This window comes from Nocardioides solisilvae (assembly GCF_003194625.1).
GTDB classification, from domain to species: domain Bacteria; phylum Actinomycetota; class Actinomycetes; order Propionibacteriales; family Nocardioidaceae; genus Nocardioides; species Nocardioides solisilvae.
In genome coordinates this window covers 973,990-996,549 of record NZ_QHKX01000002.1, presented here as the reverse complement: position 1 = coordinate 996,549, position 22,560 = coordinate 973,990, and the positions used below count along the sequence as shown (strand labels likewise).

The window sequence follows — 22,560 nt, the reverse complement described above, 5'->3', positions numbered from 1 at the left end:
CCCGGCGGGAGCTTCGAGGTGGAGGGTCATCGGGTCGACCGGTCAGCCGAGCCGCTCGACGTCGGCCAGGAACGACTCCCACGCCTCGTCGGGGGACTCCTTGCCCTCGTCGACCCGCTGGATCGCCTGCTGGAAGGCGGTGTTGATGTCGGCGAACTTCGGACCCTTGTGGGGGATGAACTCGATGGCCTTGGCCCGCTCGGCGAGGATCTCGCCGGTCGGGGCGCCGTTGAAGAAGTCGTTGGTGCTCTCCAGCAGCACCGGGTCGTCGAGCGCCTCGACCTGGCTGGGGAACGTGCCCTTGGCCTCGAACGCCTTGATCTGCTGCTCGGGGGCGGTGAGCCACTTGGCGAGCTCGATCGCCTCCTCCTGGTGCTCGCCCTGGACGGGGACCGTCAGGTAGGAGCCGCCCCACAGGCCGGCGCCGCCCGGGAAGACGTCGGCGATGTCCCAGCCCTCGACGCCCTCGGCGTTGCCCTCGATCACGCCCAGCATCCAGCCGGGGCAGGCCATGGTGGCGAAGCCGTCCTGCTGGAAGGAGGCGACCCAGTCCTCGCTCCACTGGACGAGCTGGGTGGACAGGCCCTCCTCCGACAGCGAGGTGACGGTGTCGAAGATCTCCTTCACCTCGGGGTTGTCGGCGGCGATGACGTTGTTGTCCTCGTCCTCGAAGGTGTACTCCGTCTGGTTGACCATCGCCTGCGCGGTGGCGCCCGACGCGTCGTACCAGGCGACGTCCGGGACCTTCTTCACGAAGCCGCGGCCGGCGTCGAAGTAGTCCTCCCAGGTGGTGAAGAGCTGGGCCACCTCCTCGCGGTCGGTCGGCATGCCCGCCTTCTCGAAGAGGTCGGCGCGGTAGCAGATCCCCTCCGGGCCGATGTCGGTGCCGTAGCCGATCAGCTTGCCGTCGTCGGTGGTGGCGGCCTCGGTCTTCCAGTCGAGCCAACGGCCCTCGACCTCGGGGTCGGAGAGGTCGGCGAAGGCGTCGGACTCCTCCATCAGCGCGGCCAGCCAGTCGACCTCGATCGCCTCGATGTCGGAGAGGCCGGAGCCCGCGGCCAGCTTGGTGTAGAGGTTGTCCTGGTGCTCGTTGGCGGTGCCGGCCTTCTTCTGGACGACCTCGACCTCGTCCTGCATCGAGTTGTACTCCTCGATCAGGCCCTCGTAGCCGAACTCGTTGAAGGTCGCGACCGTGAGCCGGATCTTCCCGTCCGCCCCCTCGCCCTCGGCGTCGCCGCCGCAGGCGGCCGCCGTGGCGGTGAGCGCGAGGGCGAGCAGGGCCCCCGTGGCGGCGCGGACCCTGCGCCTGTCGTCCTTCTGGTCCCTCGTGACACCGTGCACCGTCGTCTCCTCACACGCTCCTGCTGACGCGGGCCGGGTGGCCCGTCGCGGTCGACCGACGGTGGGGCGCGGTCCCGCCGCCGGGGCGACCGGGGTGTGGAAGCGCTTCCACTTCGATCTCTCTCCGACAGTGGCAGGGGTCACAGGGTCTGTCAACACTGAGCGTGATGATTCTGAAACATGTGGTGAGAGCGCTTCCACAAATCGCCATCCGTGTGGCACGGTGGGGTTCCGGAACACTCACAGACGAAGGCGGCGACACCATGGCCCAGGTCCGGTTCGACCACGCGGAACGCCGCTACCCCGGCGCCGAGCGCCCCGCCGTGCAGTCCCTCGACCTCGAGATCGAGGACGGGGAGTTCATGGTCCTCGTCGGTCCCTCGGGGTGCGGCAAGTCCACCTCGCTGCGGATGCTCGCCGGCCTCGAGGAGTGCACCGGCGGGACCATCTCGATCGGCGGCCGCGACGTCACCGGCGACCTGCCCCGCGACCGCGACATCGCGATGGTCTTCCAGAACTACGCGCTCTACCCCCACATGAGCGTCGCCGACAACATGGGCTTCGCGCTCAAGGTGGCGCGGATGCCCAAGGAGGAGCGGACCCGCCGCGTCCGCGAGGCCGCGGAGCTGCTCGACCTGACGGAGGTCCTCGAGCGCAGGCCCAAGGCCCTGTCGGGCGGGCAGCGGCAGCGGGTCGCGATGGGTCGCGCGATCGTCCGTCAGCCGCAGGTCTTCTGCATGGACGAGCCGCTCTCCAACCTCGACGCCAAGCTCCGGGTCTCCACGCGGACCCAGATCGCCGCCCTCCAGCAGCGGCTCGGCACCACCACCGTCTACGTCACCCACGACCAGGTCGAGGCGATGACGATGGGCGACCGGGTCGCCGTCCTCAAGGACGGGCTGCTGCAGCAGGTCGACACCCCGCTGGCGCTCTACGAGCGCCCCGCCAACCTCTTCGTCGCCGGCTTCATCGGCTCGCCGGCGATGAACCTGCTCCCCGCCGAGGTGGCCGACGGGGTCGCCGTCGTCGACGGGTGCCCGGTCCCGCTCGACCGGGAGGTTGCGGCCCGGGCCGGCGAGCGGGTGGTGCTGGGCGTGCGGCCGCACGCCTGGCGCGTCGTGACCGCCGGGCCGGGCGCCGGCGGCGCCACGGACTGCACGCTGCCGGTCACGGTCCAGGTCGTCGAGGAGCTCGGCTCCGACGCGTTCGGCTACGCGGTGCGTCCCGGTGACGCCGCCGCGACCGCCCCCGTCGTCGTACGCCTCGAGCCGCACCAGACCGTCACCAAGGGCGACCGGGTGGGCCTGGCGATCGACCCCGGCCAGGTGCACGTCTTCGATCCCGGCTCCGGGGAGCGGCTGTCGGCCTGACGGGGCCGGGACGGGGGGGCCTCCGCGGGGGTGGCCCCGGAGCGGCCCGGCGGGGGCTAGGTTGAGCCCCGTGAGGATGGACTGGCTGCCGGTCTCGGCGGCCGCGCTGCTGACCGGGGCGACCGCGCTCTTCTTCGGCGCGCTGGTGACCCCGCGGCCGACCCGCGACGGGAGCCTCGTGCGGCGGGCCGTGACCGAGGGGGAGTCCTGGACCGTCGTCGCCGCCCTCCTCACCGTGGGCGCCGTCGGGCTGGTCGTCGGCCTGCCCTGCCTGCTCACCCTCTTCCAGCGCACGGCGTTCCGGACGGCCCTCGCCGCAGCCGTCCTGCTGGCGGCGGGCTCCGTCATGCTGGCGGCGTTCGCCCAGCAGCTCCTCCTGCTGCGCAGCCTCGCCCGGCACGGCGCGGTCACCGACCGGACCGTCGAGGCGATGAGCGAGAACGACGTCCAGCAGGCCCTGATCGGCGCCGGCTTCCTCGTCTTCTACGTCGGCGAGGTGGTCCTCGCGCTGGCCCTCTTCCGCGCTCGGACCACCCCGGCGTGGGTGCCGTGGGCCCTCGTCGGCCACGTCGTCCTCGTCCTCGTCGCCCTCCGGGTGCTGCCCGAGGACCTGCAGGGCGCCCCCGCCCTCCTCATGGCCGCCGCCTTCGCCGGCGCCGGGATCGCCGCGACCCGCACCGCCCGGCCGTAGGTGGGCGCGTGGATCCCCGCTCAGGCGGGGATCGCTGAGCTTCGTGCGCTTTGCACGGGGCACGAACCCGCAGGACCCCCCGCCAAGTTCGGGCTCGGCGGGCTGCGCGGCGGCTGGCGACGTCGTACGGCGCGTGGTTGCGCGGCGCCGCGTCTGGCCGGGCGGAGGGGGACCAGGCCGGGTGCGACCGCGGAAGAAGGGTGAGACCCGCGCGGACACGTTGCCCTGGAAGGCGGATCACCTGCGTCGGCACCGAACCTGGCGCGGGCTCCTGCAGGTTCGTGGGGGTTGCAGGGGGCACGAACCTCAGCAATCCCCGCCTAGGCGGGGAATCCATGGAACCCGCAACCCGCCCGCCCCAGCAGGTGCTTGTGATCTGGGTCACGGAGGGGTACGACTCAGAGTGGGCCCGCGTCCCGCCCCGGGGCGCGCCCGCTCTCGGAGGAGGACAGCCATGTCCGCGTCGACCCGGACCGCCACGCCGCCGCAACCGCCAGCCCCCACCGGCGGGGGGACCGTCTCGAAGGTCGTCTGGGTGCTGGTCGCGGTGGTCGGCGCCGCCTGCTGGACGGTGCTCGCGCTGTCGCGCGGAGAGGAGGTCTCGGCGCTGTGGATCCTCTTCGCCGCGCTCGCCTCCTACGCCATCGCCTACCGCTTCTACGCCCGGTTCATCGCCACCAAGGTCCTCGGCGTCGACGACACCCGGGCCACCCCGGCCGAGCGCCTCGAGGACGGCCGCGACTTCGACGTCACCGACCGGCACGTCCTCTTCGGCCACCACTTCGCCGCGATCGCGGGCGCCGGCCCGCTGGTCGGCCCGGTCCTGGCCGCGCAGATGGGCTACCTGCCCGGCACGATCTGGATCATCGTCGGCGTCATCCTGGCCGGCGCCGTGCAGGACATGGTGGTCCTCTTCTTCTCGATGCGTCGCGACGGCAAGAGCCTCGGGCAGATGGTGCGCGAGGAGATCGGCCCGGTCGGGGGCGTCGCAGCCCTGATCGCCGTGTTCGCGATCATGATCATCATCCTGGCGGTGCTCGCGCTCGTCGTGGTCAACGCGCTCGCCGAGTCGCCGTGGGGCGTCTTCTCGATCGGCCTGACCGTCCCGATCGCCCTCTTCATGGGCTTCTACCTCCGCGTGCTGCGGCCGGGACGGGTCGCCGAGGTGACGGCGATCGGCGTCACCCTGCTGCTGCTCGCGATCATCGGCGGCGGGTACGTCGAGCAGTGGGGGCTCGAGGAGGCCCTCACCCTCTCCAAGGAGCAGCTGACCCTCGCCCTGGTGGTCTACGGCTTCGTCGCCTCGATCCTCCCGGTGTGGATGCTGCTCACCCCGCGCGACTACCTGTCGACGTTCATGAAGGTCGGCGTCATCGTGCTGCTCGCCGCCGGCCTGGTGCTCGCGGCCCCGAACCTGCAGAACGAGGCTGTCACCGACTTCGCCCTCGAGGGCACGGGCCCGGTCTTCGCGGGCAAGCTCTTCCCGTTCGTCTTCATCACGATCGCGTGCGGGGCGCTGTCGGGCTTCCACGCCCTGATCTCCTCGGGGACGACGCCCAAGATGGTCGCCAAGGAGAGCCAGGTCCGGATGATCGGGTACGGCGGCATGCTGATGGAGTCGTTCGTCGCGATCAGCGCGCTCATCGCCGCCAGCGTGATCGACCCCGGGCTCTACTTCGCGATGAACTCCCCGGCGGGCGCCACGGGCGCGGACCCGGCCACAGCCGCCGAGTTCGTCACCAACCTCGGCTTCACGATCAGTCCCGGCGACCTCGAGGCCGCCGCGGCGTCGGTCGAGGAGGGCACGCTGATCTCGCGCACGGGCGGCGCCCCGACCCTGGCCTTCGGCATGTCGTCGGTCTTCACCGAGGCGTTCGGCGGCGGGCTGGCGGCGTTCTGGTACCACTTCGCGATCATGTTCGAGGCGCTCTTCATCCTCACCGCCGTCGACGCCGGCACCCGGGTGGGCCGGTTCATGCTGCAGGACACGGTCGGCAACCTCTGGCCGCGCTACGCCGACCTCCACTGGAAGCCCGCCTCCTGGTCGGCCTCCGCGGTGGTGGTCGGGCTCTGGGGCTACATGCTCTACGTCGGCGTCACCGACCCGCTCGGCGGGATCAACCAGCTCTTCCCGCTCTTCGGCATCGCCAACCAGCTGCTCGCCGCGATCGCCCTCACCCTCTGCGTCACCCTGCTGATCAAGCACGGCAAGGTGAGGTGGTGCTGGGTGCCGGGCATCGGCCTGGTCTGGGACCTCGTGGTCACCATGACGGCGAGCTGGCAGAAGGTGTTCTCCGACAACCCGGCGATCGGCTACTTCAGCCAGCGCTCCCGCTACCAGGACGCGCAGGACGCCGGCGAGCTGCTCGCGCCGGCCGCCGACCAGTCGCAGATGGACCAGATCATCTTCAACTCCACGCTCAACGGCACCCTGCAGGCGCTCTTCGCCCTGCTCGTGATCGTCGTGGTCGGCAACGCCCTGGTGATCTGGGTGAAGGCGGCCCGGGCGGGTGGGCTGCCGACGACCGAGGTGCCGAAGCAGCCCTCGCGCCTGGTGGCGCCGTCCGACTTCTTCGCCACGCCCGCGGAGAAGGAGGCGGTCCGCCGCTGGCAGGAGGAGCGTGAGCTGGCCGGGACGGCGAGCGGCCGCACCGGCGGCGAGGGTGGGGAGCGACCGTGACCGTCGCGGAGGCCGCGCTGGGCCGGGTGCGGGGCGTACGCCGCTTCGTCCGCGCCTTCACGGGCGAGGCGAAGTGGGACGAGTACGTCGAGGCGTGCCGGCGGTCGGGCGTCGCCCCGGTCAGCCGGCGGGAGTTCGAACGGCACCGGGCCGAGCACCAGGAGCGCTCGGCCCGGTCCCGCTGCTGCTGAGCGGGGAGGTCCGGGGGAGCGTCAGCGCGGGGCCATCCGCAGCGCGCCGTCCATCCGGATGACCTCGCCGTTGAGGTAGTCGTGCTCGACGAGGTTGACCGCCAGCTGCGCGTACTCGTCGGGGCGGCCGAGCCGCTGCGGGAAGGGCACCCCGGCGGCGAGCCCGGCGCGGAACTCGTCGGAGACGGTGGCGAGCATCGGGGTCTCGACGATGCCGGGGGCGATGGTGAGCACCCGGATGCCGAACTGCGCCAGGTCGCGGGCCGCCGGCAGGGTCAGGCCGACCACGCCGCCCTTGGAGGAGGCGTACGCCGCCTGGCCGACCTGGCCGTCGTACGCCGCGATCGACGCGGTGTTGATGACGACGCCGCGCTGGCCGTGCTCGAGCGGCTCGGTGGCGGCGATCTTCTCCGCGGCGAGCGTCATGACGTTGAACGTGCCGACGAGGTTGACCTGCACGACCTTGGCGTAGAACGCGAGGTCGTGCGGGCCCTTCCTGCCGAGGATCCGCATCGACGGGCCGATGCCCGCACAGCTCACGACCGTGCGCAGCGGTACGCCGGCGCCCGCCGCGGTCTCGACGCCGGCGGCGACCTGCTCGGGGTCGGTGACGTCGACGGGGACGAGCTCGACGCCCTCGGGAGCGGTGGCGCCCTCGATCGAGGCGGGCAGGTCGAAGGCGAAGACCTTGGCGCCCTTGGCGGCGAGGGCGGCGGCGGTGGCCGCGCCCAGGCCGGAGGCGCCTCCGGTGACGATCGCGGCGGTGTCGTTGAGCTGCACGGTGGTTGTCTCCTGTTGCTGGGGGGAGGGGGAGGAGGGTGGCTCAGGCGTGCGTGATCGCGCCGCCGTCGCCCTTGGCGAGCGACCGCGAGATCACCATCCGCTGGATCTGGTTGGTGCCCTCGAAGATCTGCATCACCTTGGCCTCGCGCATGTAGCGCTCGACCGGGAAGTCGCGGGTGTAGCCGTAGCCCCCGAGCACCTGGACGGCGTCGGTGGTCACCTTCATGGCGTTGTCCGTGGCGACCATCTTCGCCACCGACGCCTCGCGGCTGAAGGGCAGCCCCCGGTCCTTGAGTCGGGCGGCGTGCAGGGTGACGGCGCGGGCGGCCTGGACGGCAGCCTCCATGTCGGCGAGGACGAAGGCCAGGCCCTGGTGGTCGATGATCGCCTTGCCGAAGGTCTCGCGCTCCTTGGCGTAGGCGACCGCCTGGTCGAGCGCGCCCTGGGCGAGGCCCGTGGCGACCGCGGCGATGCCGAGCCGGCCCGAGTCGAGCCCGGCGAGCGCGATCCGCAGCCCCTCGCCCTCGGCGCCGAGGCGGCGCTCGACGGGGACCCGGACGTCGTCGAGCCGCATCGTGGCGGTGTGCGAGCCCGTGAGCCCCATCTTGCGCTCGGGGGTGTCGGCCGAGAGGCCGGGGGTGTCGGCGGGGACGAGGAAGCAGGAGATCCCGTTGCGGTCGTCGGAGGTCCGGGCCATCACCTTGTAGAAGTCGGCCTGGCCGCCGTGGGTCACCCACGCCTTCGCGCCGTTGAGCACGTACTCGTCGCCGTCGAGCCGGGCGCGCGTCCGCATCGCGGCGGGGTCGGAGCCGGCGTGCGCCTCCGACAGGCAGTAGGCGCCGAGCAGGTCGCCGCCGAGCATGTCGGGCAGCCAGCGCTCCTTCTGCTCGGCGGTGCCGAAGTTGACCAGCCCGAAGCAGGAGAGCGCGTGCACCGAGACGCCGACGCCGACCGACGACCAGACCGCGGCGATCTCCTCGAGCACCTGGAGGTAGACCTCGTAGGGCTGTCCGCCGCCGCCGTACTCCTCGCCGTACGGGAGCCCGAGCACGCCGACCTCGCCGAGCAGGCGGAAGACGTCGCGCGGGAAGGTCTCGGTCGCCTCGGCCTCGGCGCTGCGGGGCGCGAGCTCGCGGCCGGCCAGGTCGCGGACCAGGGTGAGGAGCTCGGCGGCCTCCTCGGTCGGGAGGTGGCGCGTGGCGGGCATGGGCGTCTCCTGTCTGTCGGGTGCCGGTCCGGAGTCTGGCTGGTGGAGCGGGATGGCGTGGACCACGCCGAGTCGATACTGTAGCGCAGTCGTCAGTATCGTTTTCAGTACCGATCTTCTCCAGACACCAGGAGGGCCCATGACCCCCGACCAGCGCGTGGCCGAGCTGCTCGCCACCTTCGACGCCCCCGAGATGGTCGTCGCCGACCTCCTGTGCGACCGGCACCCCGCCGAGGCGGTGGGGTTCACCGTCGTCGAGCCCGACCTCTCGCTCGTCGACGTGACGTACGGCGAGCTCGCCGACCGCTCGCGCCGCTTCGCCGCCGCGCTGGTCGCCCAGGGCGTGCGGCCCGGCGACCGGGTCGCCACCCTCATGGGCAAGTCGCTCGACCTGGTCACCGCGGTCCTCGGGATCTGGCGCGCCGGGGCCGTCCACGTGCCGCTGTTCACCGCCTTCGCCACCCCGGCCATCGCCCTGCGGCTCGCCGGCGCCGACGCCCGGCTGGTCGTCTGCGACGCGAGCCAGCGCGGCAAGCTGCTCCCGGGAGAGGACCTCGCCGCCGACGACGTCGACTGGCGCGTCGTCGTCGCCGGCGCGACCGCCCGCGACGTGGCGCAGCCTGACGACCTCCTCCTCGACGAGCTGCTCGACGCGGCCGACCCGGCGCAGGCCCCCGTCGTCACCGTCGACGGCGGCACCGAGTTCGTCCGCCTCTTCACCAGCGGCACCACCGGCACCCCCAAGGGCGTGCCGATCCCGGTCCGGGCGCTGGCGGCCTTCGTGGCCTACCTGGAGTACGGCCTGGACGTCCGCGAGGACGACGTCTACTGGAACGCCGCCGACCCCGGCTGGGCCTACGGCCTCTACTACGGCATCGCCGGGCCGCTGGCCGCCGGGCGCCGCAACATCCTGCTGCAGGCGGGCTTCTCCCCGGCCACCACCTGGGAGGTCGTGCAGCGGCTCGGCGTCACCAACCTCGCCGCCGCGCCGACCGTCTACCGGTCGCTGCGCAGCTCCGACGTGCCCGTGCCCGAGGGGCTGCGGCTGCGCCGGGCCACGTCGGCCGGCGAGCCCCTCAACCCCGACATGGTCGCGTGGGGCGAGCGGGTGCTGGGCGCGGAGATCCACGACACCTACGGCCAGACCGAGCTCGGCATGTCGATCGTCAACGGGTGGCACGACGACGTGCGCCAGCCCGTCAAGGCCGGCTCGATGGGCCGCCCGATGCCGGGCTGGGCCGCCGCGGTGCTCCGCAACGACGCCGACGAGCCGGCCGCGCCGGGCGAGGCGGGACGGGTCGTCATCGACCTGGCCGGCAGCCCGCTCATGTGGTTCACCGGCTACGTCGACGCCCCCGACAAGACGGCCGAGCGGTTCAGCGAGGACGGTCGCTGGTACTACACCGGCGACGCCGGCCACGTCGACGAGGACGGCGACTACTTCTTCTCCTCCCGCGACGACGACGTCATCATCATGGCCGGCTACCGGATCGGCCCCTTCGAGATCGAGTCGGTCCTGGTCGCCGACGACCGGGTCGCGGAGGCCGCGGTCGTGGGCGTCCCCGACGACCTGCGCGGCGAGGTGGTGGAGGCGTTCGTGGTCCTGGCCCCGGGGGTCGAGTCGACGCCCGAGCTCGCCGCCGAGCTGCAGCACCGGGTCAAGACCAAGCTGGCCGCCCACCTCTTCCCCCGCACGGTCCACGTCGTCGACGAGCTGCCCAAGACCCCCTCGGGCAAGATCCAGCGGTTCCACCTGCGCCGGGCGCGGGCGGCCGAGATCGCCGCGGGGGCGTGACGGGCGTGTCCCCGTCCGCCCGCGCGGCGCCGCGCCGACGTCGTACGGCGCGGCAGCAGGACCTGCTGCGCCGCCTGGTCGACCTGATGGCGGCGGAGGGGTTCTCGCAGTTCACCCTCGACGACCTCGCGGAGCGGCTGCGCTGCTCCAAGACCACCCTCTACGCGCTGGCCTCCTCCAAGCAGGAGCTGGCCGTCGAGGTGGTCCGGGAGTACTTCCGGGCCTCCGTGCCCGTCGTCGAGGCCCGGGTGGAGGCCGCGCACGGGCACGCCGAGCAGGTGACGGCGTACCTGATGGCGGTCGCCGACTACCTGCGGCCGCTGTCGCGGGAGTTCCTGGAGGACCTGCTCGCCTTCCCGGCGACCGCCGAGGTCTACCGGTTCAACACCGCGGCCGCGTCGGCCCGGGTGCGGCAGCTCGTCGCCGAGGGGATCGCCGCGGGCGCCTTCCGCTCGGTCAACGCCCACTTCGTCGCCGAGATGGTCGCGGCCACCATGCAGGCGATCCAGCGCGGCGAGATGTTCGCCCGGTTGGAGATGTCGGACGCCGAGGCGTACGCCGAGCTGGCGTCGCTCGTCGTCCACGCCCTGGCCCCGGCCGAGGACTGAGGGTCTTCGTGCTCCCGTGGAGTCACCAGCTGACGCAACGGGAGCACGAAGGCACGGATGAGTGGGTACGACGTCACCATGACGTCCCAGGAGAACGAGCCCCAGCCCACCGACCAGCCGACGGACGAGACCATCGAGGAGCAGTCCGGCGCCGAGGGTCAGGACCAGGACGCGGAGCCGACGCTCAACGCGCCCGAGGAGGGTCGCCCCGACGGCCGGTGAGCTGACGACTCAGCGCCTGCGCGCCAGCGCCGCCTCGGCCGTGCCCCAGCCGAGGCTGACGACGACGACGGCGAGCACCCGCCCCCAGAAGGGGACGCCCAGGAGGGCCACGACGACGAAGACCGTCAGGAGCAGGGCGAGGAACCGGAGGTCGGGCCGCGCCCACGCGCCGTCCTCGTCGACCATCCCCAGGTACTGCCCGAGTCGTCGCATCTCGATCCCCCGATCGCCGTGGCCGTGCCTCCTCGCGGAGGCTGGCGGACCTGGGAACGGCACAGGGCCCGCCGTCCATCGCTGAACGGCGGGCCCTGCGTCGGTCGTGCGACGGGGTCCTACTTGTTGGCCTTCCGGGCGCGCGAGGCGGCCTTGGCGCGGACGTTCGCGTCCAGCTCGACCTTGCGGATGCGGACCGTCTCGGGGGTGACCTCGACGCACTCGTCCTCGCGGCAGAACTCCAGGCACTGCTCGAGCGAGAGCTTCTTCGGCGGGATCAGCTTCTCGAAGTTGTCGGAGGTGGCGGACCGGATGTTGGTCTGCTGCTTCTCCTTGGTGATGTTGACGTCCATGTCGTCGGCGCGCGAGTTCTCGCCGACGATCATGCCCTCGTAGACCTCGGTGGTCGGCTCCACGAAGAGGACGCCGCGCTCCTGCAGGGAGGTCATCGCGTACGCCGTGGCGGCGCCGGCGCGGTCGGCGACCAGCGAGCCGTTCTGGCGGGAGCGGATCTCGCCGGCCCACGGGAAGTAGCCCTCGGAGATGTGGTGGGCGATGCCGGTGCCGCGGGTCTCGGTGAGGAAGTCGGTCCGGAAGCCGATCAGGCCGCGCGCCGGGACCACGAACTCCATCCGCACCCAGCCGGTGCCGTGGTTGGTCATGCCCTCCATCCGGCCCTTGCGGTTGGCGAGCAGCTCGGTGATGGTGCCGAGGAACTCCTCGGGCGCGTCGATGGTGAGGCGCTCGAAGGGCTCGTGCACCTTGCCGTCGACCTCCTTGGTCACCACCTGCGGCTTGCCGACGGTGAGCTCGTAGCCCTCGCGGCGCATCTGCTCGACCAGGATGGCCAGCGCCAGCTCGCCGCGGCCCTGCACCTCCCAGGCGTCGGGGCGCTCGGTCGGGAGGACCCGGAGCGAGACGTTGCCGATCAGCTCGGAGTCGAGCCGGTCCTTGACCAGGCGGGCGGTCACCTTCGAGCCCTTGACCCGGCCGACCAGCGGCGAGGTGTTGGTCCCGATGGTCATCGAGATGGCGGGCTCGTCGACGTGGATGAGCGGCAGCGCGACCGGGTTCTCGGGGTCGGCGAGGGTCTCGCCGATGGTGATCTCGGGGATGCCGGCGACGGCGACGATGTCGCCGGGGCCAGCGCTCTCGCCCGGCTGGCGCTCGAGGCCCTCGGTCACGAGGAGCTCGGTGATCTTGACGTTCTTGACCGAGCCGTCGCGGCGCATCCACGCGACCTGCTGGCCCTTCTTCAGGTTGCCCTGGCGGATCCGGAGCAGCGCGAGCCGGCCGAGGAACGGCGAGGCGTCGAGGTTGGTGACGTGGGCCTGCAGCGGGGCGCCCTCGTCGTACTCGGGCGCCGGGATGGTCTCGAGGATCGTCTTGAAGAGCGGCTCGAGGCTGTCGCCCTCGGGGAGCGCGCCGTTCTCGGGCGCGGTGAGCGCCGCGATGCCGGCCTTGCCGGAGGCGTAGACGACCGGGAAGTCGAGCGCGTCCTGGCTGTGGGAGTCGTCGAGCAGGTCCATGAAGAGCTCGTAGGTCTCGTCGACGACCTCGGCGATCCGGGCGTCGCCGCGGTCGGTCTTGTTGACGACCAGGATCACCGGCATGTCGGCGTTGAGCGCCTTGCGGAGCACGAAGCGGGTCTGGGGGAGCGGGCCCTCGGAGGCGTCGACCAGGAGCACGATGCCGTCGACCATCGACAGGCCGCGCTCGACCTCGCCGCCGAAGTCGGCGTGGCCCGGGGTGTCGATGATGTTGATGACCATCGGCTGGCCCTCGGCCGCCGGACCCGCGTAGTGGATCGCGGTGTTCTTGGCGAGGATCGTGATGCCCTTCTCCCGCTCCAGGTCGCCGGAGTCCATGACGCGCTCGGCCACGCCCTCGGCCTGGTGGGCGGTGAAGGCGCCGCCCTGACGGAGCATCGCGTCGACGAGGGTGGTCTTGCCGTGGTCGACGTGGGCGACGATGGCGACGTTGCGCAGGTCGGTCCTGCGGGTGGAAGACATGGAGGTACGGCGTCACTTTCGGTTCGGGTCTGAGGACCCGTTCGGGCCGTCCGCCATCTTAAGGGCTGACGTCACCATTCCCCGCCTCGGCGGAGCCTCCCCGGGCGTCGCCCGACCAGACGGCCAGGTCGCCCCCGGGCATCGAGACCACCAGCGCGCCGCCGGGGCCGCTGACCTGCCAGGCCTCGAAGGAGGCGTCCGGTGGCACGTACAGGACATGCCCGGTGACCGCGAGCGTGAGGCCGCCGTCGGGCTCGACCTGCCACGAGTCGAGCGGGCTCCCGAGGAGCCCCGTCAGCGCGGCGACGGCCCTGGCCTCGGCCCCGGGGCCGTCGGCGGAGCGCAGGCGGCCAGCAGGGCGGCTGAGCTCGTAGTCGTTCTCGACCGACAGCAACCACCCCTCTCCGAGGCCGAGGAGGAGGATGAGCGAGGCGTCGTCGAGCCGCACCGAGGTGAGCGGCAGGCCGGTCAGGTCGATCACCCCCGGAAGTATGGCGGAGCTGCCGACGGCGGCGCGATGGCTCGGGGAAGGGCAGCCGAACCTTCGGTGCAGACGTCGGTGCCGCCCCCTACGCTGAGCCGCATGAAGCTCACCCCCTCCCTCGTCGACGCCTTCAACGCCCAGATCACGCTGGAGTTCCACGCCTCCTTGGTCTACCGCCAGCTCGCGATCGAGCTCGAGCTGCAGGACCTGCCCGGCATGGCCGCCTGGCTGCGCGCCCAGGCCGACGAGGAGATCGTGCACGCCAACAAGTTCATCGACCACGTCTCCGACCGCGACAACCACCCGCGCATCGGCGCCCTCAGCGCGCCCGACGTCAAGGAGGGAGGCACCGTGCTGGAGGTCTTCCAGGCCGCCTACGCCCACGAGCAGAAGGTGTCCGAGTCGATCCGCCAGCTCTACCGCCTCGCCGAGGCCGAGGGTGACCTCGACTCCCGCCCGCTGCTCAACTTCTTCCTCGAGGAGCAGATCGAGGAGGAGGCGACCGTGAGCGAGATCGTGGGCCGCGTCGAGCTGATCAACGAGGACGGCCCCGGTCTGCTCCGGCTCGACGCCGAGCTGGGCGCGCGCACCCCGGCCGCCACCGAGGCCAGGTAGCCGGTGCGGCTGCGCCTGGGCCGGCCCGACCTCGCGGCCCACGACCACCTGCGCGGGCTCCCGCGCGCCGCGGGGGTCGGGGCCGGGGCCGGCCCGTCCGTCGCCTGGCTCGGGGTCAGCACCGTCCTGGTCGACGACGGGGAGTCGGCGCTGCTCACCGACGGCTTCTTCTCCCGGCCGGGCCTGCTCAAGGTGGGGCTGGGCCGGCTCGAGCCCGACCAGGCGCGGATCGACGAGGCGCTGGGCCGGGCGGGGATCGACCGGCTCGAGGCGGTGCTCCCCGTGCACACCCACTACGACCACGTCCTCGACTCCGCCACCGTCGCAGCCCGCACGGGTGCGGTGGTGGTCGGCGGGGAGTCGACCACGCACGTCGCCCGCGGCCACGGGCTCCCGGAGCAGTCCGTCGTCCTGGCGCACCCCGGGGAGCCGCTGACCCTCGGCGCCTACGAGGTCACGCTCGTCGAGGGATCGCACTGCCCGCCCGACCGCTACCCCGGCGAGATCACCGCACCGGTGCCGCGGCGCGCGCGCACCACGGCGTACCGCTGCGGCGAGGCCTGGTCGACGCTCGTCCACCACCTCCCCAGCGGGCGACGGCTCATGGTGCAGGGGTCGGCCGGGTGCATCCCGGGCAACCTCGCCGGACACGCCGCCGACGTCGTCTACCTCGGGGTCGGCCAGCTCGGCCTGATGGACCACGCCTACGTCGACCGCTACTGGGACGAGACCGTGGGTCAGGTCGGCGCCCGGGTGGCGGTGCTGGTCCACTGGGACGACTTCTTCCGCCCGGTGACCGCCCCGCTGCGCGCCCTGCCGTACGCCGGCGACGACCTGGACGCCTCCGTCGAGCGGCTGCGGCTGCTCGCCGACCGCGACGGCGTGGTGCTGCGGATGCCCGACCTGTGGGAGCGGTGCGACCCGTGGGGCCTGCTGCCCGACGCCGGGGGAGCGGGCGGTGGCTGAGCCGCGGATCCTCGTGGTGGAGCACCAGGCGACGTGCCCGCCCGCGCTGCTCGGCGAGTGGCTGGCCGCCGAGGGGAGCGACCTGCGGACCTGGCACGCGTGGGTGAGCGACGAGCCGGTCCCGGTGCTGGAGGAGCACGACGCCCTGCTGGTGCTGGGCGGCGAGATGGGGGCGTACGACGACGCGGTCGCCCCCTGGCTGCCGGCGGCGCGGCGGCTGGTCCGGGACGCGGTCGCCAGCGGCGTGCCCACCCTCGGCGTCTGCCTGGGCCACCAGCTCGCCGCGGTGGCGCTGGGCGGCCGGGTCGAGCGGAACCCCGCGGGCCAGACCGCCGGTCTGCGCCCCGTCGGTTGGACCTCCGAGGCGGCCGACGACCCCCTGCTCGGGCCGGTCGCCGCCGCCGCGCCGCGGGCGCGCGGGATCCACTGGAACAACGACGTGGTGACCGCCCTGCCCGCGGGGGCACGGGTGCTGGCCGGCACCGCGGACGGCGCCCCGCAGGTGGTCCGGTACGCCGACCGCGCGTGGGGGGTCCAGCTGCACCCGGAGGCCGACGAGCACGTGGTGGCCGCCTGGGCGGACGGCGACCGGGCCGACCACCTCGAGCGCGGGATCGACACCGACGCCGAGCTCGCCGCGATCGCTGCGGCGCGCGCCGAGCTGGCCGCCACGTGGCGACCGCTGGCGGCGGGCCTCGTGTCCTTGGCCCGGGAGCAGCGGACAGGGGAGGCGCTGCCCCGACCGGGGGCGCGTCCGGCGGACTGAGCAGGGGGCTGGCGGCTGTCGGTGGCGCGTGCCACGGTGTTCCCACGCACCGGCACTGCTCGAGGAGGACCGCATGCTCGCCGCCCTCACCGGGACCGGCCTCTCGGCCGCTGCCGGGCTGAACGCCTACATCCCGTTCCTCGTGGTGGCGCTGGTCGCGCGGTTCACCGACGCGATCACGCTGCCCGAGGGTTATGCGTGGATCGAGTCCTGGTGGGCCATCGGCATCGGCGCGCTGCTGCTGCTCGTCGAGGTCGTGCTCGACAAGATCCCGGTCGTCGACTCGGTCAACGACGCGATCCAGACCGCGATCCGCCCCGCCACGGGCGGGCTGGTCTTCGCCGCGACCCAGGCAGCGGAAGACCTGGAGGAGTCCACCGGCTGGTTCGCCGACAACCCGTGGCTCGGGGTCGTCGTCGGGGTGGTCGTCTCGGCGGTGGTGCACGGCGGCAAGGCGGTGGCCCGCCCGGCGATCGACGCGGGCTCCCTCGGCACGGCGACACCGGTCGTCTCCACCGCCGAGGACGGCTTCTCGGTGGGGCTGGCGCTGGCCGCGGTCTTCTGGCCGGTGCTGGTCGTGGTGCTGCTGGTGGTCCTGGCGGCGGTCCTCGGCGCGGGCGTGGTGGTGGTCCTGCGGTGGCGCCGGCGGCGCGCGGCGCGCAGGGAGGGGCCCGGGGCGTCCGCGTCCGGGACGGACAGGGGGAGGACGAGATGACGGGGACGACGGGGACGAGGTGCGGCTTCGTGCCGCCCTACCTGCTGCAGGGGATCGCGCGGTCCTCGGCCCAGCGGGCGGCGGCGCTCAGCCAGGACACGCTCCGCGTGGACGCGGGCTTCCGCGACGCGCGCCGGACCGAGGGGTCGCGCGGCGGCTTCGCGGTGCACACGACCGAGCTGGGGTCCTCGTCGACGCTCGCCCGGGTGGCCTGGACCGTCCACGACGCCGAGCGCGGGACGCGGCTGCCGGGCCGGCCCGCCCGGCGGGCCGGCGAGGAGGCGACCGGCGACGTCGCCGTCGACGAGGCAGCCGCGGGGATCGACGCCACGCTGCGCCTCTTCTCCGAGGTCTTCGGCCGCCGTTCCTACGACGACGCCGGCGCCTACGTCTCGCTCACGGTCCACTACCGCGAGCACTACGACAACGCCTTCTGGGACGGCCACCAGCTCGTCTTCGGCGACGGCGACGGCGAGGTCTTCGACCGGTTCACCAAGCCCGTCGACGTGCTGGCCCACGAGTTCGGCCACGCGGTGGTCGACGGCTCGGCGAGGCTCGTCTACGCCGACCAGAGCGGCGCGCTCAACGAGTCGGTGGCCGACGTCTTCGCCGCCTGCCTGCTCCAGTGGCTCGCCGGGCAGGAGGCCGACGAGGGCAGCTGGCTGGTCGGGGAGGGCCTCTTCCTGCCCGGGATCCGGGCCCGCGCCCTGCGCGACATGGCCGCGCCGGGCACGGCGTACGACGACCCCGTGCTGGGGCGGGACCCGCAGGTCGGCCACCTCGACGACCTCGTCGTCACCACTGAGGACAACGGCGGCGTGCACCTCAACTCCGGCATCCCCAACCGCGCCTTCCACCTGGCCGCCACCCGCCTGGGCGGTCGGACCTGGGAGCGGGCGGGCCAGGTCTGGTACGCCGCGCTGGTCGGCGACCTCGTCGGCCCCCGCAGCGACTTCGCCGGGTTCGCCGCCGCCACCGTGGCCGCGGCCGCCGAGGTGCTCGACGACGCGGCCGCCGCCGTGGTCGCCGACGCCTGGACCGAGGTCGGCGTCGTGCCCGCCGTCGACAGCGCCGCCGGGCCGTCTCGCCCTCGACCCACCGAAGCGCCGCGGTCCGCACCCGTCGAGGTGGAGCCGGTCCCGGCGGCCGGCCGCCTCTGCGTGCGACGGTCGGGCGGGTTCACGGGGCTGACCACCAGCGCCGAGCTCGACCTCGCCGCGCTGCCGCCCGAGGTGCGGGCCGGCGAGCTGGCCGAGCTCGTCGACGCCGCCCGACGGGTCCGGGTCCAGCCGGACCCGCCGGTGCCCGACGCCTTCGTCTACACCTTCGAGCTCCCGGGCCTGGAGCCGCTGTGCGTCCCCGAGACCGCGCTGACCGGCGAGCTGCGGCGGCTCGCCGACCTCGTCGCCGAGCTGGGCGGTCCCGCCTGACGGGGAGTCAGGCCTCCTCGCGCACGGCCGCCGCGAGCCGATCGGCCACCTCGGCGACGGCCTCCCGCAACCTCGGCCCCTCGACGACGCGGAAGGGGAACGGCACCCGGGCCAGCCCCTCGGCGGCATAGGCCTGCGGGTTGCGGGTCGTGCCGACCAGCAGCGTGCCGGTGCCGTGCTCCTCGAGTCGCCCGAGGTGGGAGGAGACCCACGGCCTGACCTCGTCGAGGGGAGCGTCGATGAGCACCCGGGTCGGCAGCTCCCACCCCGAGGCGAGGTGCTCGGCCAGCGCGGCTACAGGATCGAGGTCGGCGGGCGGCACGAACGTCTCGCCGGTCGTGTCGACGCTGACGAGGCGGTCGATCCGCCAGGTGCGGACGGCGTCGGCGTGGTGGCTGTGGCCCAGCAGGTACCACCGGCCGTAGCGCACCACGACCGCCCACGGGTCGACCACCGACTCCCGCAGCCCGCCCGTCGCCGGGTCCCGGCGGCCGAGCCGGACGCGCTCCGCGGCCGCGGCCGCGGCCACGAGCCGGCTGGCGAGGTGGGGGTCGGTGCGGGGGCGGGTCCGGTCGGGGGTGGCCGCCACGTGCGCGTGCAGGGAGGCGGCGCGCTCCCGGACCCCCTCGGGCAGCGCGCGGACCACCTTGCCCAGTGCGGCGCCCACCGGGCCGTCGCTCCCCGTGCCGGCGGGGTCGCCCTCCAGCACGGCCATCACCAGCACCAGGGCCTCGGCCTGGGTGAAGCTGACCGGCGGCAGCCGGGTGCCACGCCCCAGCCGGTAGCCGCCGTACGGGCCGCGCACCGAGGTCACCGGGACGCCGGCCTCCCGCAGGATCGCGACGTACCGGCGCGCGGCCCTCTCGGTCACGCCGAGGCGCTTGGCGAGCTGGGCGGCGGTGGTGCCGGGGCGCGCCTGGAGCAGCTCGAGGGCGCGCAGGGCCCGAGCGGTCGGGGCGGTGCGCCCGGACTCGGGCGCGGGGCCGGTCTCCGGGTCCGTCACATCGGTCATGGCGAGGACGCTACGACCTCGGCCGCAGACACCGGAAGTAGATCGTCCGGAATGGCCCCTAGCGTGGACCAGGACGACACGGCGAGACGCCGACGGGACGACGGAGGAACGCATGAGGACGGTGCTGGTCGCAGGGCTCTGGTTGGACGCGCGGGCGTGGGCGGAGGTGGTCCCGGCGCTCGCGGAGCTGGCCGTCGACGGGGTGCCGGTCTCGCTGCCGGGGCAGGGTGCCCCCGCGCCCGAGGGACGTGCGACCACCCTCGACGACCAGCTGGCCGCCGTCGTCGCCGAGGTGGACGCGACGCCGGAGGGGGAGCAGGTCGTCGTGGTGGGCCACTCCGCGGCGTCGACCCTGGCCTGGGCCGCGGCCGACGCGCGCCTCGACCGGGTCGCCGGGGTGGTGCTGGTCGGCGGGGTGCCGACCACCGACGGGACGGCGTACGCCGACTTCTTCCCGCCCGCCGACGACGTCGTGCCCTTCCCGGGGTGGGAGCCCTTCGAGGGGCCCGGCATCGCCGACCTCGACGCGGAGGCCCGGGCCGCCCTCGCCGCCCTCACGCTGCCGGTGCCGCACAGCGTGACCACCTCGACGGTGCGCTACACCGACGCGAGGCGTCGCGACGTGCCCGTGGTGCTCGTCTGCTGCGAGTTCACGCCCGAGCAGGCCCGGGAGTGGATCGCGGGCGACGTGCCCGAGCTCCAGCAGGCGACCCGGCTGCGGCTGGTCGACCTCGACGCGGGCCACTGGCCGATGGCCAGCGCGCCCGTCCCCTTCGCCCGCTGCCTCGCCGAGGCAGCCGCGTGGTGCGCGAACCCGGACGCGACTGCCTGATCCGGGAGCGGCAACTGGCAGACTGGCCCGGGTGAAGACCATCGGACTCGTCGGCGGCATGAGCTGGGAATCCAGCGCGGTGTACTACAAGCTCCTCAACGAGGGGGTGGAGGAGCGGGTCGGCGGGCTGGCGTCCGCGCGCTCCGTCATGGTCTCGGTCGACTTCGCCGAGGTCACCGCCCTGCAGGAGCAGGAGCGGTGGGACGAGGTCGCCACGATCCTCGCCGACGCGGCGCGCGGCGCCGAGCGGGCCGGGGCCGACTTCCTGCTCCTGTGCACCACGGCGTTCCACCGGGTCGCCGAGCAGGTCGAGGCGGCGATCGACGTGCCGCTGCTCCACCTGGCCGACGTGGTCGCCGCCGACTGCGCCGAGCACCGGCTGGAGTCGGTGGGCCTGCTCGGGACCAGCTTCGCGATGTCGCGCAGCTTCTTCACCGACCGGATCGCCTCCCACGGCCTGCAGGTCGTGGTCCCCGACGAGCGGCACCACGCCACCCTCGACCGGATCATCTACGACGAGCTGGTCCACGGGAAGGTCGTCGACGACTCGCGTCGCCAGGTGGTGGCGATGGTCGAGGAGCTGTGGGACGCCGGCGCCGGCGGGGTGATCCTCGGCTGCACCGAGCTCGAGCTCCTCGTCCGCCAGGCCGACGTCGAGCTGCCCGTGCTCGGCTGCACCACCCTGCACGTCAAGGCCGCCCTCGACCGGGCCCTGACCGACTGACCCTGGCCGACGGACGCCGGCCGTCCGTCCGCCGGCCGCCAGAGCATGGCCCGGCGCGGGGCCCGGTCGCTCAGACCCGGTGCACCTTGTGCTGCGCCGCCTGGGCGCGGGGCTTGATCACGAGCTCGTCGATGTTGACGTGCGCGGGCCGGGTGGCGATCCAGGCGATCGCGTCGGCGACGTCCTCGGCGACCAGCGGGCCGGGCACGCCCTCGTAGACGCCGGCCGCCCGGTCGGCGTCGCCGCCGAACCGGTTGAGGGAGAACTCCTCGGTCGCCACCATCCCGGGCGCCACCTCGCTCACCCGGACCGGCTGGCCGACCAGCTCGAGGCGCAGCGTCTCGGTCATCACCTTCAGGCCGTGCTTGGCGGCGGTGTAGCCGGCCCCGCCCTCGTAGGCGACCCGCCCGGCGGTGGAGCCGACGTTGACCAGCACGCCGTCGCCGCTGGCCCGCAGCGCCGGGAGCAGCGCCTTCGTAACCCGCAGGACGCCGAGCACGTTGACGTCGTACATCCGCTGCCAGGCCTCGACGTCGGCGGCCTCGACCGGCTCGAGACCGATCGCCCCGCCGGCGTTGTTGACCAGCACGTCGAGCCGGCCCGGCGCCCCGCCGGTCAGCCCCGCGACGGCCGCGGCGAGCTCGGTCACCGACTCGTCGGCCGTGACGTCGCAGGCCACGGCGGTGCCGCCGATCTCGGCCGCGAGCGGCTCGAGCCGGTCGAGCCGACGGGCCGCGCAGACGACGTGGAATCCGGCCGCGGCGAGCGCGCGGGCGGTCGCGGCGCCGATCCCGCTGCTCGCCCCCGTGACGACGGCGAGGCGGGTGCCGGAGGGGAGGGTGGGGGTGGATGGGCTCATGGGCGCCATGATGGCAGGATCCCCGGTCGTGACGATCATCGCTGCGGCAGACGGCTCGGCCCTCGGCAACCCCGGTCCCGCGGGCTGGGGGTGGTACGTCGACGGCGAACGGTGGGCGTGCGGCGGCTGGCCCGACGGGACCAACAACATGGGCGAGCTGATGGCTGTCCTGGACCTGCTCCAGCAGAGCGCGCACCTCGACGACGACCTGCACGTGATCTGCGACAGCACCTACGTCATCAACTCGATCACCAAGTGGATGCCGGGGTGGAAGCGGCGCGGCTGGAAGAAGGGCGACGGCAAGCCCGTCATGAACGTCGAGCTGATGAAGGCGCTCGACGCGGCCATGGCGGGGCGCCGCGTCACCTTCGAGTGGGTCAAGGGCCACACCGGCCACGTGCTCAACGAGCACGCCGACCGGCTCGCCACCGGCGCGGCCCTTGCCTTCAAGGAGGGGCGCGAACCTGATCCCGGCCCCGGCTTCGCGGGTGCCAGCACCGCGCACCCCGAGGCCTCCCGTGGCCAGGTCGCCGACGAGCCCGACCTCTTCTCCGAGCTCGCCGAGGCGCCCGACCACGTCCCGTCCCCCGAGGAGGAGGTGGTCGCCCTGGAGCGGAGCCTGCTCACCGACGAGGTGCGGGCGGACCGCGCGGCCGTCGCGGCGCTGCTCCACCCGCAGTGGCAGGAGGTGGGCGCGTCGGGCCGCCTGTGGAGCCGCGAGGAGCTGCTCGCCGAGGTCGGCCCCCTGCCGGGCGGGGAGGAGACGACCCTCGACGTGGTCTCGGTCGAGGAGGTCGCTCCCGGCCACGTCCTGCTGCTCTGGCGCAGCCTCGGGCCCGACGGCCAGGCGCTGCGCAGCTCCTTGTGGCTCCGGCACCAAGGAAGATGGGTTCAACGGTTTCACCACGCGACGGCCGAACGTAGGTAAAATGTGACAGAGGCCGCAGCCGTGTCGCGAGCCGTGTCGGAGGGCACGGGCGTCGCTGCGCCTCGGATCACAGCACCTCGACCAACCGTGGCTTTGCCTCACAGGAAGTGGAAACC

General features: G+C 73.5%; 23 protein-coding genes. 15 read left to right on the top strand and 8 right to left on the bottom strand.

Annotation, left to right across the window (positions count from 1 at the left end; translation table 11 throughout):
• Positions 1-42: 42 nt before the first annotated feature.
• A complete protein-coding gene (locus tag DNK53_RS10815; RefSeq protein ID WP_110182235.1) occupies positions 43-1,341 on the bottom strand; it encodes an extracellular solute-binding protein in 1,299 nt (432 codons plus the stop codon).
• 263 nt (positions 1,342-1,604) lie between these two features.
• Here DNK53_RS10815 and DNK53_RS10810 point away from each other — a divergent pair, with 263 nt between their 5' ends.
• The 4 genes from DNK53_RS10810 (at position 1,605) to DNK53_RS10795 (ending at position 6,273) form a co-directional block, all read left to right on the top strand.
• Positions 1,605-2,711, top strand: coding sequence for an ABC transporter ATP-binding protein (locus DNK53_RS10810; protein WP_110182234.1), 1,107 nt, complete (start codon positions 1,605-1,607; stop codon positions 2,709-2,711).
• Positions 2,712-2,781: 70 nt separating this feature from the next.
• The gene (locus tag DNK53_RS10805; RefSeq protein WP_162599889.1) at positions 2,782-3,402 is read left to right on the top strand and encodes a DUF4386 family protein; all 621 of its coding nucleotides are present in this window, start codon (positions 2,782-2,784) and stop codon (positions 3,400-3,402) included.
• Positions 3,403-3,856: 454 nt separating this feature from the next.
• Complete coding sequence (locus tag DNK53_RS10800; RefSeq protein ID WP_110182232.1) at positions 3,857-6,082, top strand: carbon starvation CstA family protein; 2,226 nt, start codon at positions 3,857-3,859, stop codon at positions 6,080-6,082.
• Complete coding sequence (locus DNK53_RS10795) at positions 6,079-6,273, top strand: CstA-like transporter-associated (seleno)protein (RefSeq protein WP_110182231.1); 195 nt, start codon at positions 6,079-6,081, stop codon at positions 6,271-6,273. Before DNK53_RS10800 ends, DNK53_RS10795 begins: the two co-directional genes overlap by 4 nt.
• A gap of 21 nt (positions 6,274-6,294) precedes the next feature.
• Here DNK53_RS10795 and DNK53_RS10790 read toward each other — a convergent pair whose 3' ends face one another.
• Together DNK53_RS10790 and DNK53_RS10785 are read right to left on the bottom strand one after the other, a co-directional pair.
• Positions 6,295-7,053 (bottom strand): SDR family NAD(P)-dependent oxidoreductase, encoded by a 759-nt coding sequence (locus tag DNK53_RS10790; protein WP_110182230.1) that lies wholly within the window; start codon positions 7,051-7,053, stop codon positions 6,295-6,297.
• Between the two features lie 43 nt (positions 7,054-7,096).
• Entirely contained in the window at positions 7,097-8,263 is a 1,167-nt protein-coding gene (locus DNK53_RS10785; protein ID WP_110182229.1) for an acyl-CoA dehydrogenase family protein, read from the bottom strand.
• Between the two features lie 139 nt (positions 8,264-8,402).
• Here DNK53_RS10785 and DNK53_RS10780 point away from each other — a divergent pair, with 139 nt between their 5' ends.
• The 3 genes from DNK53_RS10780 to DNK53_RS17515 all read left to right on the top strand — a co-directional run bounded on the left by DNK53_RS10780 (position 8,403) and on the right by DNK53_RS17515 (position 10,888).
• The gene (locus tag DNK53_RS10780) at positions 8,403-10,058 is read left to right on the top strand and encodes an AMP-binding protein (protein WP_110182228.1); all 1,656 of its coding nucleotides are present in this window, start codon (positions 8,403-8,405) and stop codon (positions 10,056-10,058) included.
• Positions 10,059-10,063: 5 nt separating this feature from the next.
• Positions 10,064-10,666 carry a TetR/AcrR family transcriptional regulator gene (locus DNK53_RS10775; protein ID WP_239456477.1) on the top strand — a complete coding sequence of 201 codons (603 nt, stop codon included), beginning with the start codon at positions 10,064-10,066 and terminating at the stop codon, positions 10,664-10,666.
• Between the two features lie 78 nt (positions 10,667-10,744).
• Entirely contained in the window at positions 10,745-10,888 is a 144-nt protein-coding gene (locus DNK53_RS17515) for a hypothetical protein (protein WP_162599888.1), read from the top strand.
• Positions 10,889-10,897: 9 nt separating this feature from the next.
• Here DNK53_RS17515 and DNK53_RS10770 read toward each other — a convergent pair whose 3' ends face one another.
• The 3 genes from DNK53_RS10770 to DNK53_RS10760 all read right to left on the bottom strand — a co-directional run bounded on the left by DNK53_RS10770 (position 10,898) and on the right by DNK53_RS10760 (position 13,594).
• Complete coding sequence (locus DNK53_RS10770; protein WP_110182227.1) at positions 10,898-11,101, bottom strand: hypothetical protein; 204 nt, start codon at positions 11,099-11,101, stop codon at positions 10,898-10,900.
• 119 nt (positions 11,102-11,220) lie between these two features.
• On the bottom strand, positions 11,221-13,113 hold the full coding sequence (gene typA / locus DNK53_RS10765; protein WP_110182226.1) for a translational GTPase TypA: 1,893 nt from the start codon (positions 13,111-13,113) through the stop codon (positions 11,221-11,223).
• A 58-nt stretch (positions 13,114-13,171) separates the two neighbouring features.
• The gene (locus tag DNK53_RS10760; RefSeq protein WP_110182225.1) at positions 13,172-13,594 is read right to left on the bottom strand and encodes a DUF6188 family protein; all 423 of its coding nucleotides are present in this window, start codon (positions 13,592-13,594) and stop codon (positions 13,172-13,174) included.
• Between the two features lie 102 nt (positions 13,595-13,696).
• Between DNK53_RS10760 and DNK53_RS10755 the strand changes: the two genes are divergently transcribed.
• The 5 genes from DNK53_RS10755 (at position 13,697) to DNK53_RS10735 (ending at position 18,089) form a co-directional block, all read left to right on the top strand.
• Entirely contained in the window at positions 13,697-14,212 is a 516-nt protein-coding gene (locus DNK53_RS10755; protein ID WP_110182224.1) for a ferritin, read from the top strand.
• A gap of 3 nt (positions 14,213-14,215) precedes the next feature.
• Positions 14,216-15,178 carry an MBL fold metallo-hydrolase gene (locus DNK53_RS10750; RefSeq protein ID WP_110182223.1) on the top strand — a complete coding sequence of 321 codons (963 nt, stop codon included), beginning with the start codon at positions 14,216-14,218 and terminating at the stop codon, positions 15,176-15,178.
• Complete coding sequence (locus DNK53_RS10745; RefSeq protein ID WP_110182222.1) at positions 15,171-15,944, top strand: type 1 glutamine amidotransferase; 774 nt, start codon at positions 15,171-15,173, stop codon at positions 15,942-15,944. The genes DNK53_RS10750 and DNK53_RS10745 overlap by 8 nt, the downstream gene beginning before the upstream one ends.
• Positions 15,945-16,017: 73 nt before the next feature.
• A complete protein-coding gene (locus DNK53_RS10740) occupies positions 16,018-16,659 on the top strand; it encodes a DUF4126 domain-containing protein (protein WP_110182221.1) in 642 nt (213 codons plus the stop codon).
• Positions 16,656-18,089 (top strand): protealysin inhibitor emfourin, encoded by a 1,434-nt coding sequence (locus tag DNK53_RS10735; RefSeq protein WP_110182458.1) that lies wholly within the window; start codon positions 16,656-16,658, stop codon positions 18,087-18,089. The genes DNK53_RS10740 and DNK53_RS10735 overlap by 4 nt, the downstream gene beginning before the upstream one ends.
• A 7-nt stretch (positions 18,090-18,096) precedes the next feature.
• On the opposite strand, the gene DNK53_RS10730 is transcribed toward DNK53_RS10735, so the two are convergent.
• Entirely contained in the window at positions 18,097-19,101 is a 1,005-nt protein-coding gene (locus DNK53_RS10730) for a helix-turn-helix transcriptional regulator (RefSeq protein ID WP_110182220.1), read from the bottom strand.
• Between the two features lie 112 nt (positions 19,102-19,213).
• Between DNK53_RS10730 and DNK53_RS10725 the strand changes: the two genes are divergently transcribed.
• A complete protein-coding gene (locus DNK53_RS10725; RefSeq protein ID WP_110182219.1) occupies positions 19,214-19,933 on the top strand; it encodes an alpha/beta fold hydrolase in 720 nt (239 codons plus the stop codon).
• A gap of 31 nt (positions 19,934-19,964) precedes the next feature.
• On the top strand, positions 19,965-20,657 hold the full coding sequence (locus DNK53_RS10720) for an aspartate/glutamate racemase family protein (RefSeq protein ID WP_110182218.1): 693 nt from the start codon (positions 19,965-19,967) through the stop codon (positions 20,655-20,657).
• A gap of 70 nt (positions 20,658-20,727) precedes the next feature.
• Here DNK53_RS10720 and DNK53_RS10715 read toward each other — a convergent pair whose 3' ends face one another.
• On the bottom strand, positions 20,728-21,516 hold the full coding sequence (locus DNK53_RS10715; RefSeq protein ID WP_110182457.1) for an SDR family oxidoreductase: 789 nt from the start codon (positions 21,514-21,516) through the stop codon (positions 20,728-20,730).
• A 28-nt stretch (positions 21,517-21,544) separates the two neighbouring features.
• Here DNK53_RS10715 and DNK53_RS10710 point away from each other — a divergent pair, with 28 nt between their 5' ends.
• On the top strand, positions 21,545-22,444 hold the full coding sequence (locus DNK53_RS10710) for a ribonuclease H family protein (RefSeq protein WP_110182456.1): 900 nt from the start codon (positions 21,545-21,547) through the stop codon (positions 22,442-22,444).
• Positions 22,445-22,560: the final 116 nt, after the last annotated feature.

What these genes read in the sequence shown, in the direction of transcription:
- DNK53_RS10770 (WP_110182227.1), bottom strand. Translation starts at nt 11,101, where the DNA reads ATGCGACGACTCGGGCAGTACCTGGGGATGGTCGACGAGGACGGCGCG.
- DNK53_RS10715 (WP_110182457.1), bottom strand. Translation starts at nt 21,516, where the DNA reads ATGAGCCCATCCACCCCCACCCTCCCCTCCGGCACCCGCCTCGCCGTC.
- DNK53_RS10755 (WP_110182224.1), top strand. Translation starts at nt 13,697, where the DNA reads ATGAAGCTCACCCCCTCCCTCGTCGACGCCTTCAACGCCCAGATCACG.
- DNK53_RS10800 (WP_110182232.1), top strand. Translation starts at nt 3,857, where the DNA reads ATGTCCGCGTCGACCCGGACCGCCACGCCGCCGCAACCGCCAGCCCCC.
- DNK53_RS10730 (WP_110182220.1), bottom strand. Translation starts at nt 19,101, where the DNA reads ATGACCGATGTGACGGACCCGGAGACCGGCCCCGCGCCCGAGTCCGGG.
- DNK53_RS10810 (WP_110182234.1), top strand. Translation starts at nt 1,605, where the DNA reads ATGGCCCAGGTCCGGTTCGACCACGCGGAACGCCGCTACCCCGGCGCC.
- DNK53_RS10740 (WP_110182221.1), top strand. Translation starts at nt 16,018, where the DNA reads ATGCTCGCCGCCCTCACCGGGACCGGCCTCTCGGCCGCTGCCGGGCTG.
- DNK53_RS10735 (WP_110182458.1), top strand. Translation starts at nt 16,656, where the DNA reads ATGACGGGGACGACGGGGACGAGGTGCGGCTTCGTGCCGCCCTACCTG.
- typA (WP_110182226.1), bottom strand. Translation starts at nt 13,113, where the DNA reads ATGTCTTCCACCCGCAGGACCGACCTGCGCAACGTCGCCATCGTCGCC.
- DNK53_RS17515 (WP_162599888.1), top strand. Translation starts at nt 10,745, where the DNA reads ATGACGTCCCAGGAGAACGAGCCCCAGCCCACCGACCAGCCGACGGAC.
- DNK53_RS10725 (WP_110182219.1), top strand. Translation starts at nt 19,214, where the DNA reads ATGAGGACGGTGCTGGTCGCAGGGCTCTGGTTGGACGCGCGGGCGTGG.
- DNK53_RS10780 (WP_110182228.1), top strand. Translation starts at nt 8,403, where the DNA reads ATGACCCCCGACCAGCGCGTGGCCGAGCTGCTCGCCACCTTCGACGCC.
- DNK53_RS10785 (WP_110182229.1), bottom strand. Translation starts at nt 8,263, where the DNA reads ATGCCCGCCACGCGCCACCTCCCGACCGAGGAGGCCGCCGAGCTCCTC.